Annotated in this window: 16 protein-coding genes; 2 read left to right on the top strand and 14 right to left on the bottom strand. The window is 53.4% G+C overall.

Features of this window, described 5'->3' with window-relative positions:
- Positions 1-8: 8 nt before the first annotated feature.
- The 5 genes from ABKW30_RS07250 to ABKW30_RS07230 form a co-directional block, all read right to left on the bottom strand.
- Complete coding sequence (locus tag ABKW30_RS07250) at positions 9-1,280, bottom strand: sugar ABC transporter substrate-binding protein (RefSeq protein ID WP_348597894.1); 1,272 nt, start codon at positions 1,278-1,280, stop codon at positions 9-11.
- Between the two features lie 19 nt (positions 1,281-1,299).
- Positions 1,300-2,910, bottom strand: coding sequence for an FAD-dependent oxidoreductase (locus ABKW30_RS07245; RefSeq protein ID WP_348597893.1), 1,611 nt, complete (start codon positions 2,908-2,910; stop codon positions 1,300-1,302).
- Between the two features lie 5 nt (positions 2,911-2,915).
- Positions 2,916-3,947, bottom strand: a complete 1,032-nt coding sequence (locus ABKW30_RS07240) for a LacI family DNA-binding transcriptional regulator (protein ID WP_348597891.1) — start codon at positions 3,945-3,947, stop codon at positions 2,916-2,918.
- 192 nt (positions 3,948-4,139) lie between these two features.
- Positions 4,140-4,985, bottom strand: coding sequence for a bifunctional allantoicase/(S)-ureidoglycine aminohydrolase (locus ABKW30_RS07235; RefSeq protein ID WP_348597890.1), 846 nt, complete (start codon positions 4,983-4,985; stop codon positions 4,140-4,142).
- A gap of 117 nt (positions 4,986-5,102) precedes the next feature.
- Positions 5,103-5,582, bottom strand: a complete 480-nt coding sequence (locus tag ABKW30_RS07230; protein WP_348597888.1) for a cupin domain-containing protein — start codon at positions 5,580-5,582, stop codon at positions 5,103-5,105.
- Between the two features lie 202 nt (positions 5,583-5,784).
- Here ABKW30_RS07230 and ABKW30_RS07225 point away from each other — a divergent pair, with 202 nt between their 5' ends.
- Both ABKW30_RS07225 and ABKW30_RS07220 read left to right on the top strand, forming a co-directional pair.
- On the top strand, positions 5,785-6,357 hold the full coding sequence (locus ABKW30_RS07225; RefSeq protein ID WP_348597886.1) for an NAD(P)H-dependent oxidoreductase: 573 nt from the start codon (positions 5,785-5,787) through the stop codon (positions 6,355-6,357).
- A 67-nt stretch (positions 6,358-6,424) separates the two neighbouring features.
- Entirely contained in the window at positions 6,425-7,495 is a 1,071-nt protein-coding gene (locus tag ABKW30_RS07220) for an LLM class flavin-dependent oxidoreductase (RefSeq protein ID WP_348597884.1), read from the top strand.
- A gap of 18 nt (positions 7,496-7,513) precedes the next feature.
- Here ABKW30_RS07220 and ABKW30_RS07215 read toward each other — a convergent pair whose 3' ends face one another.
- The 9 genes from ABKW30_RS07215 to ABKW30_RS07175 form a co-directional block, all read right to left on the bottom strand.
- Positions 7,514-8,905 (bottom strand): aldehyde dehydrogenase family protein, encoded by a 1,392-nt coding sequence (locus tag ABKW30_RS07215; protein ID WP_348597882.1) that lies wholly within the window; start codon positions 8,903-8,905, stop codon positions 7,514-7,516.
- Between the two features lies 1 nt (position 8,906).
- The gene (locus tag ABKW30_RS07210; protein WP_348597881.1) at positions 8,907-10,553 is read right to left on the bottom strand and encodes an acetolactate synthase large subunit; all 1,647 of its coding nucleotides are present in this window, start codon (positions 10,551-10,553) and stop codon (positions 8,907-8,909) included.
- 221 nt (positions 10,554-10,774) lie between these two features.
- Complete coding sequence (locus tag ABKW30_RS07205; protein WP_348597879.1) at positions 10,775-11,236, bottom strand: hypothetical protein; 462 nt, start codon at positions 11,234-11,236, stop codon at positions 10,775-10,777.
- A gap of 676 nt (positions 11,237-11,912) precedes the next feature.
- Entirely contained in the window at positions 11,913-12,854 is a 942-nt protein-coding gene (locus ABKW30_RS07200) for a PfkB family carbohydrate kinase (protein WP_348597877.1), read from the bottom strand.
- 95 nt (positions 12,855-12,949) lie between these two features.
- Entirely contained in the window at positions 12,950-13,885 is a 936-nt protein-coding gene (locus ABKW30_RS07195) for a sugar-binding transcriptional regulator (RefSeq protein ID WP_348597875.1), read from the bottom strand.
- A gap of 95 nt (positions 13,886-13,980) precedes the next feature.
- Positions 13,981-14,973: an ABC transporter permease gene (locus tag ABKW30_RS07190; RefSeq protein ID WP_348597873.1), complete on the bottom strand. Its 993-nt coding sequence runs from the start codon at positions 14,971-14,973 to the stop codon at positions 13,981-13,983.
- 18 nt (positions 14,974-14,991) lie between these two features.
- On the bottom strand, positions 14,992-16,482 hold the full coding sequence (locus ABKW30_RS07185; protein ID WP_348597872.1) for a sugar ABC transporter ATP-binding protein: 1,491 nt from the start codon (positions 16,480-16,482) through the stop codon (positions 14,992-14,994).
- Between the two features lie 48 nt (positions 16,483-16,530).
- Positions 16,531-17,478 carry a substrate-binding domain-containing protein gene (locus ABKW30_RS07180; protein ID WP_348597870.1) on the bottom strand — a complete coding sequence of 316 codons (948 nt, stop codon included), beginning with the start codon at positions 17,476-17,478 and terminating at the stop codon, positions 16,531-16,533.
- 76 nt (positions 17,479-17,554) lie between these two features.
- Positions 17,555-18,529: a sugar kinase gene (locus ABKW30_RS07175; RefSeq protein WP_348597868.1), complete on the bottom strand. Its 975-nt coding sequence runs from the start codon at positions 18,527-18,529 to the stop codon at positions 17,555-17,557.
- Positions 18,530-18,655 lie beyond the last annotated feature (126 nt).

The following is an 18,655-nucleotide window of genomic DNA, read 5'->3' as shown; positions in this document are numbered from 1 at the left end:
ACGACAGCCTAGCGCTGGAGAAGCGGGCTTATCTGTCCGCAAATCTTTTGCGTTGCGCCTGCAACATCAGTTTCCGGCGTCCATATGGCATCAAGCCCTGCACGCACCATTTGCTGGATTTGTGCAAAGCCGGTATGGCCCGGAATAACCTTGCCCGTGGCAATTCCGGCGATCACTACCTTCTCCAGCTGTTCCTGTGACAGAAGAGGATTGGTCTTCTTGAGTGTTTCTGCATTGAGCAGGGATTTGCGCGCTGACGGGAAGAATTGCGCCAGCTTTGCCGAGTTTTCCGGATTTGTCATGTAACCAACGAACTCTGCGGCTATGTCCGCGTGAGGGCTCGATTGCATGACGCCGATACCCGCCTGTCCTATCAGCGCATATTCTCCGGCTGGCCCTTGAGGCAAAGGCACCAGATCCCATTCAAAGCCATTGTCTTTGGGCAGCAGGGATGCGCGGCTGATCTGGGTAATCGTCATTGCCGCATCTCCGGCAAAGAAATCCGGGTTTTCGCCCGGTCCGGGCATGGCCCTGTTCCTGAAGACGGCATCATGGATGAACGACAGAGAATCTGTCATGGCCTTGTCGCCAAAGGTGCAATTCTTTCCGTCCTCACTCCACGGTGAAGCGCCCCAGCCATTCCATATTGCCGCCAGATTCTGCCAGTTCTGATAATTGAAATCCCGAACGATCAGACCTGCTTTGCCTGTTTTGCCGACAGCCGAAGCCATCTCGATTGCTTTTTCCCACGTCCATTCGCCGGAGTTTATCAACTCAGCCGGCGTTTTTGCCCCTGCCTTGCGAATGAGCTCATTATTGGCAAAGACCGCAAAGGGCGATGTTGAAAATGGATAGGCGTAAAGTTTTCCATCCCTGGACCAGCGTTCGGTCGCACCCGCGCTCACATCATCAAGATTGTAACCCTCAATGGCGCCAAGCTTGTCTCCCAGCGGATAAAGCGCCCCGGAATTGACAAAATCATAGGCCGTGGTTTCAAAAATCCAGGCCATATCAGGGGCATTGCCGCCGGCGATCTGCGTTGTCAGAGCGGTCGTGTAGGTATCGAACGGCAGCGACTCATAGGTAACGGTTACATTCGGGTGGCTTTGCCTGAACCCTGCCGCCATATCGTTAAACAGCTTCAGGTGCGCCTCATTGGCACTCCATATGGTCATGCGAAGATTGACGGCTTCCTGCGCCGATGCGTTTGCGCAAACTGCAAGCGAAAGGCCCAGCGTCAGCGTGGCTGCCAAAGATTTCAGACTGATGTGTCTAGACATTTTTTCCTCCCCTTTTTTCCTAATAGGCTTGTACATCTGGCCAGTGCATTTCGATCCCCTCCCGGGAGAGCTGCACCTGAAAGTCTGCAAGGTGCCTGTCATTTTCCTGCACCTGGTGTGGTGTCAGCTTATGATCAAGACAGTGAGCCGCCAGCATTCCCGCCACTTCGCCAATATTCCATTCGACCGGATGCAGCCGGTAGCAGCCATTGGTTATGTGGGTTGTTCCGATGTTTTTGCCTGCAGGCAGAATGTTTTTCATGCGTTGCGGCAGAAGCGCGCCCAAGGGTATTTCGAACGGGCAAGACGGCACATCGATATAGTTGTCTCCGCCTGTCGAAGGATGAAGATCGATGCGGTACATGCCAACGCCGATGCTATCGCGATAGTGCACAGCACCCTTTTCCCCGCGCACTGCAAAAGAGAGATCCTGCTCGACAATCCGCGTAACGGGTTTGATGCGGCGGCTTTCCCGGATATAGGGGGCCATTGCAAGCCCGTGCCCGGTTCCCGTGACGTCGCCGCGCAAGCGAAGCCCACGAAATCCGGCACCGCCATCCGCCCGTGGTGCCTCGGTTTGAAGCCAATAGAACACGGAACAGGAAAGTTCGGCAGCTGCCTTCAGGTGGCGCGCTTTTTCCTCTTCCGTCACATCAATGATCGAGCCTTCCAGATAGTCGATCATCGGCCAGTTCACGAGGCATATGTCTGACTGATAGCTGCCTGAAAGGAAGTTCTGTCGCGCGGCAATCCGGCGAAACGTCCAGAGATTTTCATCGCCGCCGCCCTTGCGCTGATCGGCATCGACAAGAAGCGGGTCATCATCGGGATTGGGTGTAAAACTCCGCTGGGTAATTTCCAGCGTGCGCGGATGGGGTGCCTTGAAGCCAAGCAATGGCCCACCCCAGAAATGCGGCTGATAGGTGCGCCAGAAATCGTAGTTTTCCGGTTTATCTATCGTCTGGTCACCATCAACGTGATCAATGGCAAAGCAGACCGAAATCGCCTGAACATTGTCCGGCTGCGCATGACTGGCAGCACTTGGTTCGCCCGTATCGTCCTGACTTTCAAAGCCGGTGACATATTCGGTACCGGCCAGCGGCAGGACATCGCCGAGTTCGGTCGCATCGATGATGTAATCGGCGGCAACTGTTATTTCAGTGCCACTGTCACGATGGCGCAATATTACCGAGCGGACTATATCGCCATCTATGTCCGCTGCAACAGGCTGAAAGGGCTGTAAAACCGTCAATTTCCCGCCGCCCCGATAGGGCAGAAGCATCGCCTCAAGCACGGCCAGACCAACGCGGGGTTCGGCACACAGGCGGCTTACCCAGCCAGCACCAGGATTAAGGTCATGCCACGCCCGGCTTGCATCGTTGAGCGGGTAATGGTCGCGGTAATATTGCCGGATACCATCGCGCAGTTTTCTGTAAGAACGGGTTACGCCGAATTGCTCGACCCAGCTATGTTCATCGGGCGGCACCGCCTGACTGGTAAGCTGTCCGCCGATCCAGTCGAACTCTTCACTCATGATGACAGTACGCCCGGATCTCAGAGCACCAAGTGTCGCCGCAACGCCGCCAAGCCCACCGCCGACAACAAGGATATCAGCCTTCAATTCTTTCATGCTCGTCAATTCCGTCTCATTTTTGCAGGGCCAAGGGTTTCACCCTCGACAGGTTCGCATGGCAGCAAAATCTGCTGCACGGGATCAGATGTTTCTATCCGGCGGATCAGCATTGCCGCTGCCTGCCGCCCCATTTCCTCTCTGGGAATATTGAAAGAGGCGAACTGGATGGCGGTACGCCGGGGGCGAATATGGCGGCCGAGAACAACAAAGGACATATCAGCAGGTATTGACAGGCCGCGCTGGCGCGCTGCGGATTCAACTTTGATTGCATCATCAAGCTCTACGAAAAACACCGCAGTGCTGCCGCTCGAAATCAGGGCATCCAGTATGTCCTCAGGCGGTTGACCGGTGTCTGGAATATGCAAGGCAAGCTCCTCGCCTTCCTGCGCCTCAACGAAGGCCTTCCAGCGATCCGAGACGGACTCCGCAGGCCCCTTGGGACCGACATAGGCCAACCGCGAGTGACCCGATGCCCTCGCCTTTGCAACAAGCGCTTTCGTTGCATCGGCATATGCGCCGCCGACATAAGGTACCTTGCCACCGGCGTCGTCGCGGCGACCCACGGCAACAAACGGATAGTCGCCTGAAACAAGCTGTTTGAGTTCAGCGCGGTTGAATTGCCGGCCAAGCACAAGGCAGCCATCGGCAAGGCGCAACCTGTTGCCATCTCCGAAAATCTTTCTCTTCTCGCCAATGCCGGCGCTGGTGAGCAGCAACAGATCGTAGTTCTGCCGCTGCGCCTCTTCTTCGATACCCAGAAGAAATGGAGCAAAGAAGTCCGCCTGGGCGCTCGGGAAAGCCGGCTCATAGGTAAAGACACCCAATATGCGATTGAGGCCTTTGGCCATGCGCCGCGCAATGGGATCGGCAACATATCCGGTTTCCCGGATTATCTTGAGTATGCGCTCGCGTGTTTCACCGGGAATGCGTGTCGCGGCGGCCTGTGCATCATTAAGCACGAGCGAAACAGTCGCCTGACTGACACCGGCAAGCCTGGCGATATCGTGTTGTGTTAGTCGTTTTGCCGATACCAAAAGAAGACTCCGGTTTTGCTAATACGTATTAGCGATAATGCGTATTACCAAATAATCCGAATTGGAGTCAACCGCGTTTCTCAAGGGTAAGAAATGATCTGCCCGTGCTGTCAGTCAGGGCAACGGACGCCATGGGATCCGGCCGGTAACCGGATCATCCTGTGTCGAGAGCTGTTAAAGTGGTGCGGGCAATCAGGCCTTCGAGCTGTTGGAAACCGGGCCGAGCTTCATGTGCCTGTTGACGTCTTTATACAGCAGATAGCGGAATTGTTCAGGGCCTCCCGCGTAGCAGGCTTGCGGACAAAAGGCACGCAGCCACATGAAATCACCCGCCTCAACCTCCACCCAGTCCTGATTAAGGCGATAGACCGCCTTTCCCTGAAGGACATAAAGCCCGTGCTCCATGACATGGGTTTCAGCAAAAGGAATAACGGCTCCGGGCTGCAATGTAACAATGGTGACATGCATGTCGTGACGCATATCCGCAGGATCGACAAACCGGGTGGTTGCCCAGCCGCCATCGGTATCGGGCATGACGGAAGGGGTGACATCATTGTCGTTGAGAAGAAGCGGAGGCGGCGTATCTATGCCATCCACGGCTTCATAAGCCTTGCGTATCCAGTGGAACCGGACATGCGCGTTCTTTGTATTCGACACCTGCCAGTCTGTTGCGGGAGGAACGTAGGCATAGCCGCCGGGACGCAGAATATGAGCTTTGCCTGCAAGCGTCAGTTGCAGTTCGCCTTCCACAATGAAAAGCACGCCTTCGGCCCGAGGGTCCAGTTCAGGGCGCTCACTCCCCCCTCCCGGTCCCACTTCCATAATGTACTGGGAAAAGGTTTCGGCAAATCCAGATAGCGGGCGGGCTATAATCCAGCAACGCGTCTTCTCCCAGAAAGGCAGATAACTCGTTACGATATCCTGCATTACACCTTTGGGTAGAATTGCGTAGGCGGTGGTGAATACGGCACGCCCTGTAAGAAGCTGACTTTGTGGAGGATGACCGCCTTGCGGTGCGTAGTATCTGTTCTCGGACATGGCGGGCTCCTCGTTTGATGGAATATTGCGCAGCGCGCTCAATCTTGCCACAGGACTTCATATGTCAAGTTGCACGAACCACAGAATTTTATGGAACAGGAAACGCGGCAGCCAAAATTATGGGTGCTTGTGGATGGGATCGACCCAATAAATCTCTTCCGGCGTTTCAACCGGATCAATGTCTGTTATGTTTACAACGACGGCCTCATTGTCGGATCTCACCAATACGCATTCCAAAGGTTGCAGCGGGTCCGCATTGATTTCCTGATGAGGAACAAAGGGCGGAACATAAATAAAATCACCGGGCTCTGCTTCCGCGACATATTCAAGATTTTCGCCCCACCGCATGCGCGCTTTGCCACGTACGACGAAAATCACACTTTCAAGTTCTCCGTGATGATGAACCCCGGTCTTCGCGTTGGGTGCAATCGTGACCGTTCCCGCCCATATTTTCCGAGCCCCGACGCGCGCATGATTTATGGCAGCCTGGCGAAACATCCCCGGTGTCTGAGGCGTATTGGAATCGAGCCGGTCGCCCTTTATTACCCGAACACCGTCCTCTTTCCATCGATGTGAATGCTCATGGTCGTGTGACATCTCATCCTCCCTGTTACGGCGCTCAAGCATCATGACCGATTGGCAAAAGCATATGCCCGGCACGCATCCGAAGCCAGACCAATGACATTAAAGTTTGCAGGTCCCTTTACACTACTTAACAAGTCGACTTAGAGTAACCCATGACGGTTTGAGCATGCTCAACACACAAATCAGTCGGGTTCCAGCCTGAGGAGGACGTGAAATGTCAGGGAATCATTTGATAGTAGGACTTTCGACCCGCCCGCAAACCGGGTCGAAGACCAGCGCGGTTATCCAGAATCTCATCAATTCGGTCGAGGATTCATTCAGTCTGAATTCCGATTGCCTCGAACTGTCCGAGTTAAGCAGTAGTTTGAGAGCAGCTTCATTCAGAACGGAACTTGGTGGCCTCGCCAAGGATGCACTTGATAAAATTGAACGCTCTGATCTGCTGATTATCGGGATATCCGTAAAGACTCCTACCGGCTATCCGGCGCTGCTGCGATATCTGTTTGAAATGGCAGACCCTGCCGCCCTTCGCGGCAAACCTACCCTGCTGGTCGAAACACACAGCAATAACCCGACGCAAAAATGTACCGAGCTGGAGATCGACATGCTTATGCAGTCCTTTGGACTGAACGTCGTATCGAACATCCGGATTTCATCCAGTGAGCTGCTGCACGATGTCATTTCCGATGTCGGAAGAACGCAGGAAATGATTGCAACCCTTTACAGGTCTGGACTCAACCCGGCCACTCCGGCAACGGACAACCCCAAACCGTTACACATCAACTGAGCTTAAGTCTGGCGGAGTCCGAGCCGGGTTTGCCGACAGCCATATGCATCAAAAGGCATCCCGTAGCATGAGCAGTCATTCTGAGTTTCTTTGGTATATTCCCAATGATGTGAAAGCCGGGCATCGCGGCGATCCCACTGTCGAAAATCACAACAGCCTCGAGACATTGACCGGGCATGCCAAGGCACTGGAGGAGCATGGCTGGAAAGGAGCACTGATTGGCACGGGATGGGGCCGTCCTGACACCTTTACCGTCGCGACTGCGCTCGCCGCTCGAACCACGACTTTTGAGCCGCTCATTGCAATCCGCCCCGGCTATTGGCGCCCGGCAAACTTTGCATCCGCGGCAGCGACGTTGGATCAGCTTGCCGCCGGGCGTGTGAAGATCAACATCGTTTCAGGTCTGGACAATCTCGCGGCATACGGTGACAGCGAGGGCGATCAGGCACACCGTTATGGCCGCACCAAAGAGTTCATGCGTCTGGTACGCAAACTTTGGACCGAGGAAAACGTCACGTATGCAGGCGAACACTTCAGCGTTACAGAATCCACTGCCGCGCCGCGCATTCAGGTGCGCGGTAACCGGCTGCACCCGAAGCTTTATTTCGGCGGTGCGTCCGAGGCAGCCGAACGTGTGTCCGCAACAGAGGCCGATGTCCAGCTCTTCTGGGGCGAACCACTTGATGGCGTGCGCGAACGGATCGCGCGGCTAAAGGCTCTCGGCAAGGAACTGGGCCGGGATCTTCCGCCCCTGGAGTTCGGGTTACGAATTACGACATTGGTCCGTGACACAACAGATCAGGCCTGGGCGGATGCCGAGGCCAAGGTTGCCGGCATGGCCAAAAACAAAGCTGCCGGCTGGCAGGATCATCGACAAGCGATAGCCGTTGGCCAAAAACGGTTGACCGACCTGCATACACGAGGCGAAGTACTTGACGACAACCTTTACACTGCGCCCGGCAAATATGGTGGCGGGGGTGCAGGTACGACCTGGCTGGTGGGTTCTGCTGCAGATGTAGCCAGCTCGCTACGAAAGTATCAGGATTTGGGCATCACCCACTTCGTCCTGTCCGATACGCCGTACCTTTCCGAGATCAAGCGCCAGGGCAATCAGCTGCTGCCACTGCTGGTTGGCTGAATTTCGAGACCTGTACAGTCAGCTTACGTGATTGAATACGACCATTTTGTCATCCGCCATCTCTTCCATGCTCCATGGAATGCCACCGACGCCGTAGCCTGACTGGCGCCGGCCGGCAAACGGCATCCAATCCGTCCTGAAGGCGGTATGGTCGTTTACCAGCACAGCCGAGGCGTCAAGATGTCTGGCAGCCTTCAACGCAACCGAGATATCTGATGAAAAGACGCTTGCCTGAAACGCAAAGGGAAGCGAATTGGCGATGCTGATTGCTTTATCAAGGTCGCTATACCCATAGATGCAGGTCAAAGGTCCGAAGACTTCGAGCTTCGATACCTTTGCATCCGGCGCAGGATCAAGCAGGATGGATGGATGCAAGGTCGTTTCAGACAGGCGGCCTCCTCCGATCTCCTGTGCTCCTGCATCTGTCGCTTCCTTGATCCAGGCTGACACACGGTCCACCTCTCTTGGCAGGATCAAGGGCCCGACTTCCGTATCCTTCAACACAGGATCGCCAACGCGCAAGGCAGCGACCTTGGCGGCAAAAGCCTCCGTGAAACTCGACAATATTTCTTCATGCACGAAAAGGCGCTGCGCTGACACGCAAACCTGCCCGGCATGGTAATAGCCACCTTTGACGATGGTTCCGGCAATCTTTTCAATATCAGCACTGCGATCAACGATAACCGGGGCGGCACCGCCATGTTCCAGCGCGCATCTGGTACCCGGTGGAAGCATGCCTTTCAGATACCAGCCAACCTTGGCCGAGCCTATGAAACTGAGGAAAGCGATGCGGGGATCCGTCGCCAGTCGCTCCGCCAACGAATTGTCTTCGGTGACGAGCGTCTGGCACCAATGTTCATCAAGCCCTGCTTCATGGAACAGCTTGACCAGCTCTATGCACGAGATCGGTGTTGTTGAGGCTGGCTTGATGATGACCGGGCAACCCACAGCAATCGCCGGTGCAATCTGGTGAACAATCAGATTGAGAGGATGATTGAAGGCTGATATTGCAGCAACCGCGCCGATTGGCTCTTTTGTTGTGAACGCCCATCTGTTGGTGCTCGCAGCAGTCAGCCCCATGGGGATTTCCTTGCCGCCAAAGTTGCGAAGCTCATCTGCAGCATTAAGCAACCCGTCGATTGCGCGTGTGACTTCAATGACGGCATCGGGCAAGGGCTTGCCACCTTCCCGGGCAATCATGAGCGCGAAACGGTCGCGATTGGCCTCCAGCGAAGCTGATACTTTGCGAAGAACTGCCATTCTCTCATGCGTTGGCAGCCACCCTGATTTGTCAGCAAAGGCCTGGGCAGCCCACTGCAATTTACGCTCCAGAGTTTTTTCGTCGTCGGCTGCGATCTCCTGAATAATGGCTCGATCAAACGCCTGATAAACTTTCATCGCCAACCTCATTTCAGGACTCCAGTATCGCAGGCAGCCGGTCCCGCAGCTCTTTTACCAGAACGCGCTCATTTTCCGAGTAATCGATCGGAACGTTGACCAGATGGACACCGCCATCGGCAAATGCCGTTGCAATTGCCTGTTTGAATTGCCCGATTTCGGTAACGCGCGTTCCCTTCGCGCCATAGGATTCGGCGTATTTGACGAAATCAGGATTGCCGAAGGTCATGCCGAAATCAGGGAACTGATCGACCGCCTGTTTCCAGCGGATCATGCCATAAGCACCGTCTTCGATGATAAGCACGACAAGATTCAGTTTCATCCGGACAGCTGTCTCGAGTTCCTGGCTGTTCATCATGAATCCACCATCGCCACACACGGCCATGACACGGCGCTCGGGATAAAGCAGTGCCGCCGTCATGGCTGAGGGAAGCCCGGCTCCCATCGTTGCCAGCGCATTGTCGAGCAGCAGCGTATTGGCCATTCTGGTGCGATAGTTTCTCGCAAACCAGATTTTGTACATGCCGTTGTCCAGCGCGAGGATGCCATCATGCGGCATGACTTCGCGTATATCGTGGACCAGACGCTGGGGGGTAAAACGATCTTCAGTTGCGCGTGCCGCAATCCTGCCGAGGATGCCTTCCCGCAAATGAAGCAGTGCCTGTGCGTTGGGCAGCTTTCCTTCGATACGGTCTGCCAATTGCTTGAGCGACGGGCCAATATCACCGATGACTTCCGATTGAGGGAAATAGACCTGCTCGACGGTTGCCGGCAGATAACCGACGTGAACGACCTTGGGCCCATCCTTGCCCATGATGAAGGGAGGCTTTTCAATCGTATCATGTCCTATGGTAATAATCAGGTCGGCCTGCTCTATCGCCTCGTGAACGTAGTCCCGCTCTGAAAGCGCGGCTGTACCCATGTAGAGTTCCGTGCCGCCCGGAACGGTGCCTTTGCCCATCTGGGTAGTGAAGAACGGAATTTGGGTTCGAACCACAAACTGTGCGATGTCGGAAGTTGATCGCGGACGCGATGCAGCAGCTCCGAACATCAACAGCGGCCGTTTCGCCGCGATGATTATTGCAGCAGCGCGATCAAGAGCAATATCACCGGCAGTTGGCAATTCTACAGGATGAGGTGCAATCAGCGGAACGGACTCGCACCCTTCCGCTGCAATGTCCTCGGGAAGCTCCAGATGAACCGGACCGGGGCGTTCTTCCTGAGCAATCCTGAATGCCTCCCGTACAGTCGTCGGGATCATCTGCGGCGACACGATCTGCCGCGACAGTTTGGTCAGCGGCTTCATCGACGCCACGACATCAACCACCTGGAAGCGTGCCTGCCTTGAAGACAATATCCCCTTCTGGCCGGTAATCATGATCATTGGCATCGCACCGAGCAGTGCATAGGCTGCTCCGGTCGAAAGATTCAGCGCGCCAGGTCCAAGCGTCGTCAGACAAACACCGGGCTTGCCTGTGAGGCGCCCATAGGTAGCCGCCATGAATGCAGCGGCCTGCTCATGTCTGGTAAGGACAAGCTGTATGGAAGATTTCCTGATGGACTCGACCACATCGAGGTTCTCTTCGCCCGGAATGCCGAAGATGCGATCAACGCCCTCGTTCTCAAGCGCTGTTACAAGGAGATCTGAACCTTTTGTCATATGGATTTATGCCCGTACTGGTTAATGGATAGATTTATGGAGGGAACTCGCGAGAGTCGGGTTGCATATTGCAAGATAGGCCGATTTCCCCGGCTGTCCATCCAGACGATCCATCAACCAATGGTGATTTCAGGCGCTGCCCGGTCGCAATCACCCACAATCAATCCATCCGCCAGGTGGCGGTCCGGGGGAGTTCAGCTACATTATTGAAGGCCTGGGCGTTACGCCTGTTCAGCTGATTGCTTCTGCGTACGGCGGTGGATACCGTGCTTGTTTGCCATGCTTTGCAACATTTTTTCGGTTGCAAAGGGAAATTCACGACGAAGTTCCAACCATGACAACTTGGGAAAAAGATCCGACAGGCGGACAATTTCCTGGGTAGTCCAGTGGTGTTTGTTCGGCGACAGATCAAGTCTCCGGCATTGCCCGCGAATGGCAGCCGGGCTGCGTGTGGGCAACATTTCCGACAGCTTCCCATAGTTCGGGTAGAACCTGCGAACTATGGAAATTTCTTTCTCGGTCCATGGGCCGGCCTGGAATGTCGACATTGCAATTAGCTTACGGACGAAATCCGCCTTCTTGTATGACAAGTGAAGTTGGCAATTTATGAACGATCCTGTAAAGTAATCAATTACAACTAGTTGTGAGGTGGCACAAACATTGACGAAATTGTAGCCAGTCAAATTTACTCGAACAAACAGGTGTTAAAGCCATGATACAGCTTGTATTTCGCAAAGCTGTGCAAACGGATTTGCACAATTTGATAGCAATGCTGGTGGACGACGAGCTTGGCCAACGCGAGAAATTCCGTCTCATCCGGTTGTTAGCAAACATAAAGAGGTCCCGTTTCCTTGGATCCACCGTGCAACCGCGCTCCCAGGCATTTCTCATTCTCGCGACAGTCCGGCGTTTTGCACAAAGCACGAACCTGGAACCTTTGGCGGAACACGCGCCACGAGATGGGTCATTGTTTGCCGCGCCGCAGGAAACTTTGGATTTGGTTTACGAATTCGCCGTGCGTGGCGCATGGCAAGTCTGGTCAAGGATGCAAACGCACAATGATCCCCTCCCTTGCGACATGATGGTTATCTCAAGCTCCGGACGCTTTCAGAATCAAAAACTGCTGCAGATTTCATACTTATGGATGAAGCTGAAGATATTGTCAGTGCCACCATTCCGTATAGTTTTACTGTGATGGGTTCGAGCCGTTAGTTGGACTGCCATAAGACGAGCAAACATGTCGCAACAAAGCCTGCGGATGTGCCTGGATTGATAGAAAAGCATGCGTTACCGACTGCCACCGCCGATGTGGACTGTCTCATTGCCCGTACCCGAAAGATTAGCCGGAGGATGGACGAATCACTTTGTTTTTGTGCGTTCCAGAAAAAATCGAGTGCTTTCCAAACTCTCGATCCCTGCCTGGCTTCCAAGTCCGGTAGCGTTGAGGGCTGAAGAGGCCTGAGCCAGTCGCATGGTTTGCTCGGGATCGAGTTCGTGAACAAGACCCACCGCAAAACCTGCATTGAAAGCGTCACCACATCCACATGTGCAAATTACATCTATGTCAAAAGCTGGCATATGAAATTGCAGCCCATTTTTATGATGATAGTAAGCGCCTTCATCACCCATGGTCATGACTGTGCAACCGACTCCCAGATCAATGAAGAAGCGTCCTATTTCTTCTTTGTCTTTTAATCCGGACAGAGCTCGTGCTTCTTCAATCGATGGTATAAAATAATCGGTGTTTGGCAGCAAACCAGCAACATTCTCCATATCTTTTGAACTCGCTGCGAAAACATCCAGTGTGGTTGTTCGACCTCTGCGTTTAGCCTCCGCCATTAATGCGAAGCTCCGAGGCCCGTCCATCCGATCCATAAGTCCTGTACCGCCAATGTGTACGACCCGGGCATCAAGTACTTGGTCTATGTCCGACGCTGCAACTTCAAACGCACCTGTTGCGCCTCGCATATGCAGTGCAGGGCGCTGTCCGTCCGGCCGTGTGGTGACAATCGAAGACGAAGTTCCCACCCCTTCGCACAGCTGCATCATGCTCGTATCGATACCAAAATGGTTCAGCCGCTGGCGGACCCAATCTCCCATTAGATCATTGCCCAACCCGCCAACAGCGAGAACGCTCAACCCGTACTTCGCGGCGACAACAGCAGCAGCGCCAGCTGCTCCCGAGACTGCCATCGCGAGTTCCTCGATGAAGTAGGTGCCGCCACCTTCCGGGATTGCTGTAACGGGCCGACCCAGGCAGTCAAATGTGTAAAATCCGATTGATGAATAGTCATACTGCATGTTTTGTTCTCCTCCCAACCACCTCACGTTGATTTATTCAGGGTTTGAGCACCAGACGGAGGAGAGCTTTAGGGCGGTCTACAGCCGCTCAGGATTCATTCTTCCAGAATTCGCTCTGCGACCAGCTCGTCCGTGAGAATTACGTGGGGCGACAGTAATTTCATCGCGGCCTGAAATACCGCCAGCTTGTGCCAGCCTCCTGAAGCCAGGATGATTTTACGGGCTGATCGCAATGTCCTGGGATCAACCGCAACCACGCGCTCATTGACTTCATGGTCAATCACTTCGCCTTCTGCATTGATGAAGCGGCAAAGAATATCCCCAATCGCGCCCGCTCTTTGTAACGAGAGCATTTCTTCTTTTTCAAGGAGACCGTAAGTGACAAAAGTTGAAGCCGGAGACAGGTCACCAACGCTTACGATGGCTAGATCAAGGTTCTCCGAGCGTCTAAACACCTCTTTTATTCCTGGATGGGTGAGAAGCGCTTCTCGTGTCCGCCCGTCTGGTGCGTAGACCGGCGCAGCAATCAGATAGCTTTCAGCGCTTAACCTGTCCCCTAACCGCCATGCGAATTCCGACGGATTGAACGTACTGACCTTGGTGAGCCCTCCCAGAAGTGAGACAACGGTGATGCCTGCCTGCTGCTGTTGGGGTATTGAAGGCAGACATGAGCTTAAAGTTTTGCCCCAGCCCAATCCAATTGTCATATTGTCCTTCAAGGTATCGGTAAGATATTCCCCCAGAACTGAGCCAATGATCTCCGGGAGCAGCTCAGTCTTTTGTGGCATTGGCACGACTATGGCACGCTCCAGGCCAAACTTTTTTTCAAGTTTCCGCTCAAGCTCGACACAGTGACTATGTTTTGAGAGAACGCGTATTTGGACGGTTCCATCTGATCTTGCCGCGGCTAGCATTCGGAGTACTCTCGTGCGCGTCATTCCCAGATCTTGCGCTACCTGATCCTGCGTGAGACCTTCTTTGTAATAGAGCCATGCTGCACGTGTTCTCATATCATCGTTGAAGTCAGTCACCGTATTTTGCCACTCTCTGTTCCGGTTGGTGTAAAATCCGTATAAATGACCTGTCGACTAATGACCACACAGCATTGACCACTATCGAGTGAGGGTCAGTTCCGGCGGCGAAGCAAATCAACCAGAACTGCAATCAGAACGACACAACCAACAATAACACGCTGCCAGAAACCGGACACGTTCAACAGGACAGTACCGTTTGCAAGCACCGTTAAAAGCATAGCGCCAAGCATGGTTCCAATTATGGATCCCTGCCCTCCTCGCAGGCTTGTGCCCCCAAGGATGGCAGCAGTGATGGCACCCATCAACCACCCTTCACCAACGGAAGGCTGGCCAGCGTCCATACGGCTGGCAAAAAGTATTCCTGCAAGTGCTGCAAATATTCCAGCCAGGCCAAAAACTGCAAACTCGACAACTTTTGCTCGAATACCGACCAGCACGGCCGCATCCCGGTTTCCGCCAACCGCAAAAATATTACGGCCAAACTTGGTTTGCGTTAGAAGCCAGATCAGGAATATCCCGGATACCAGAAAAATAAGAACCGGAATGGGCACCGAAAGTATTTCGCCCTTGCCGAAGTATCCGAAGGTTTCGCCCAGAGGTCGGATTGGATAACCCTTGGTGATAACCATGGTAATACCTGCGAAAATCTCCCACGTGGCCAGCGTTACGATGAAGGGGTTCAGGCGGAGGCCAGCTATGAAAAATCCATTGACGAAGCCCAGGCACATCCCGAAGAGCATCGTCAGCGGCAGGACAAGGTAGGGATTTACTCCGAACATTGTCAGCATCAATGATCCAACGATTGCTGAAAGACCCGCTGCCGCACCAACAGACAGATCAATACCACCAACAAGAAGTACCAATGTTTGACCCAGTGCGACCAACCCTACAAAGGCTGCCTGGCGCGCTACAACTGACATATTGTAGGTAGAAAGAAAATTGTCCGTCATAAACGACAGAACAATCATCAGCGCAATAAGGGCAACCAGAATGCCACTCGCTTCCCATTGCCAAAATTTTGCCAGGAGGGTGGTCCGCTTCTTCTGCTGGGCGGAACCGGCGGTGATTGCGGTGTCTTGTGTCATTTGTTGACCTCTGTTTCGCTAGCTCATGGCAAGTTGCAGGAGAGACTCTTGGGTGGCAGCTTTCGCTGAAGGTATCCCCTTCACCTGACCCTCATGCATTACGAGAATGCGATCCGAAACATCGAGAACCTCTTCAAGCTCTGATGAGATGAAGATGATCGAAAGACCCTCGTTGTCCGTGAATCGTCTCAGTTCGTTCTGAATTTCAAATTTGGCAGCAACATCAATTCCGCGTGTCGGCTCGTCCAGGATGAGAACGCGTGAATTCTGCATGAGCCATCGGCCTATGATGACCTTTTGCTGATTGCCGCCGCTAAGGCTGGTGATCAAATCCTTCGGCGAACCAATCTTTATGCCAAGCCGTTTTACGAAGCCATCAACCTCTCGCATCATCTCAGAAGTACGCATATGCAAGGGCCCGGTGAACCGTCCCAAAGTTGGCATGCTCATGTTTTCGGCAATGCTTAAAAGCGGGAAAATTCCTTCCTGCTTCCGCTCTTCGGGAAGATAAACCAGTCCTTGCTCTATACATCCAAAGGGGGTTCGATTGTCGAGCTTTTTCCCGAAAAGCTCCACATTGCCCGCATCGGGCCGGGTGAGGCCAAAAATACATTTTGCCATTTCGGTTCGACCCGCTCCAACAAGACCAGAGACGCCAAGAATCTCGCCTTTGTGCAGTTCAAAACTCACATTTGCAAACTCTCCGTAACGGGTGAGCCGCTCAACTTTTAATACCACTTCACGGTTTTCAAGGCCTGTATGAGGAGCAGGATTGCCCCGTCCCACGATACGACCGGCCATTTTTCGTACCATTTCGTCTTTTGTCGTCGTCTTGGGATCAAGTTCACCAACATATGTTCCGTCTCGCAGGACAGAAATACGATCGGACAACAACAGGATTTCATTCAGTCGGTGCGAGATATAGAAAACTGAACCACCCGTAGACTTGAACCCTTTGATGTAGGCGAACAGTTTGTCGGTCTCGCGCGAAGTGAGTGCAGCAGTCGGTTCATCAAGAATGAGAATGCGTGCCGACGTTGCTGCAGCACGAGCGATCTGCACCAGTTGTTGTTGAGCTTTGCTTAACGTCGAAACTTTTGCAGACGGGCTTATCGTTTCATCTATTTCCAACAAATGGCGGATAGCCGTTGCGCGTGTTTTTTTCCAATCTATCAGTATTCCTGCTGTTTCATGAGCACCGAGCATTACGTTCTCGAAAACTGTTAAATCGGGAACAAGATTGATTTCCTGCGGGGCGATACTGATGCCCGCTTTCTGTGCATCAAGCGGAACATTAAAACTTATCGGATCGCCATTCCTGTGCAATGTACCGCTAGTGGGACGCAATCTTCCGCAAAAGATACCCATCAGGGTGCTTTTGCCAGCACCATTTTCACCAATGATGGCATGGACCTCTCCCTCGCCAATACCGATGGACACGCCCTTTAATGCATGGACAACACCATAAGACTTGGCGACATCTCGGGCTTCAAAGATGAAATTTACCATTTATGCCTCCCGGCACAGGATGCAGGTGCATCCTGTGCGGTAAGTTTACTATTTACAGTCTGCCTTGGTTATCAGGCGTGAGCCGGTATCGTGGAATACGGGATAGGTGTGATTTTCATTCATCGCGACCAGGTATTTCACGGCCCAGTATCCCATATCCCATTGACGCTGTGCTTTGAGTGCACTGATTGTTCCGTCACAGACGGCCTCAACTGCCTCCGGGAGGTCATCCATGCCTACAATAGCCACCTTCCCGGCAAGACCCGCGTTCTTGATTGCTCGCGCTGCGCCGATCGGATTGGAGGCGTTCGAGCCAAATATACCTGCCATATCAGGATGTGCCTGAAGTGCGTTTTCCGTCAGGGTTACTGCTTCTTCAAGAATATCATTGTCCGGCTGTTCAAAAACGATCTTCATATCGGGATGGCTTTCAAGTGCCTTCTTGAAACCTTCGATACGTTGTACGTGGTCAGAGGCAGTCAAGCTGCCTGCGAGAATGCCAACCTTCCCTTTACCATCAAGCTGCTCGGCCAAATACTCACCGAGATCGAAGCCGTCCTGAAAACTGCTCTTTGGGCCGACAAACGGAAATTTGTCATCGCAGAATGAATTGAAAGTAATAACGTTGACCCCAGCCTTCACCGCCTCACCCAACAGCTGGGTATTTGTGGCCTGGTCGAGGCAAGCTACGGCAAGACCATCAGGTTTGCGTCCTATATTGGTTTCGATACGCTGGTTTTGATCGGCAACGTCAGCCTGTGGAGGCTGGTCCCAGATAACATTGACCTTAATGCCCGATTTTGCCAATTCTTCTGCAGCGAATTTGCTGCCTTCTGCGACGACGTCATACCAGGGATGAATGACCTTCGGAATAAACACAAACGTCAGTTCTTTATCGACAGGCTTGATTAGATCCTGCTGGCTTTGAGCTAACGCGCCAGTGGAGACCAGTGCGGAGAACATACCAGCAGTCATAATTAGTTTGGACAGTTTCATTTCTACCTCCCAGTTGAAAGAACGAGCCGCTTACACAAGCGGGTGAGATCACACGGTTGCCCGTCGATTTGGTGCTTCAGACCGCCCATCGATCGGCGGGTCTCCTCTCTGCCTTGACGGCAGCTGTATTCATGAAGTGAAGAGTTTGATCAAAAGACCGGATACCTGCCTGAGAACCTAGCCCGGTGGCGACAAGTGCGGCTGCTGCCTGGCCAAAGCGGACTGATGTCTCCGGGTCGAAGCCCTTGCAAATTCCTGCCGCAAATCCCGCATCAAATGCATCTCCGCAACCGCATGTGCAGACCACATCTACATCAAAGGCGGGCACCAGAAAGCGGGTGCCGTCTGAGTGGTGGTAGTAAACTCCTACACCACCGAGTGTAAGGACGCAGCACTTTGCGCCCTTGTCGACGAAGAACGAGGCTATTTCCTTCATATCACGAAGACCCGAAAGACCTTCGGCTTCTTCAATTGAAGGAATGAAATAATCAACGTAAGGCATCAATTGCTCGACAAGGGGCAGAAAATCTGGCGTTCCGGCGAGCAGATCATGTGTTGTTACGCACCCGCGGCGCTTCGCTTCCTTCAGAAGTTCGACACTACGCGGTCCATCCATCTGGTTCATCAGTCCTGTACCACCCAGATGCAATACGTCAGTATCCAGAACCTGGTCGAGCATCTCGTCGGGAATAATGAAATCGCCGGTGGCACCTCTCATATGCAGGGCCGGGCGCGCGCCGTCAGGTCGCGTTGTGACAATAGTTGTAGAAGTACGCGACTCGGGCAGGACCTGCATTGCGCTGGTATCGACGCCATGGCTTTCAAGCTGCTGCATCACCCATAGCCCCATCGGGTCCTGGCCAACTGCGCCAACCGCTAAAGTCTTGAGGCCCAGTTTGGCAGCGTCGATTGCGCAACTTCCTGCCGTGCCTGACACCGCCAGCGTGATCTCTTCTACGAAACTTACACCGCCGCCCTTTGGAAGCTCCGTTATCGGACGTCCCAAACAATCAAAAGTATAGAATCCGACCGACGAATATTGGTATTTCATGGCGCCTCCTCCCAATTCAAACAAAGCACACACTCCCTGTACTTTTATGTTTGAACATTTGCATTTGTTCATTTGAGGGCGCCCATGTCAATCCATAAACAAAAGATTGATTGAGGCATGGCTCTA

The organism is Phyllobacterium sp. SB3 (genome assembly GCF_040009165.1).
Classification (GTDB): Bacteria; Pseudomonadota; Alphaproteobacteria; order Rhizobiales; family Rhizobiaceae; genus Phyllobacterium.
This window is presented reverse-complemented; position numbering and strand designations above follow the sequence as displayed.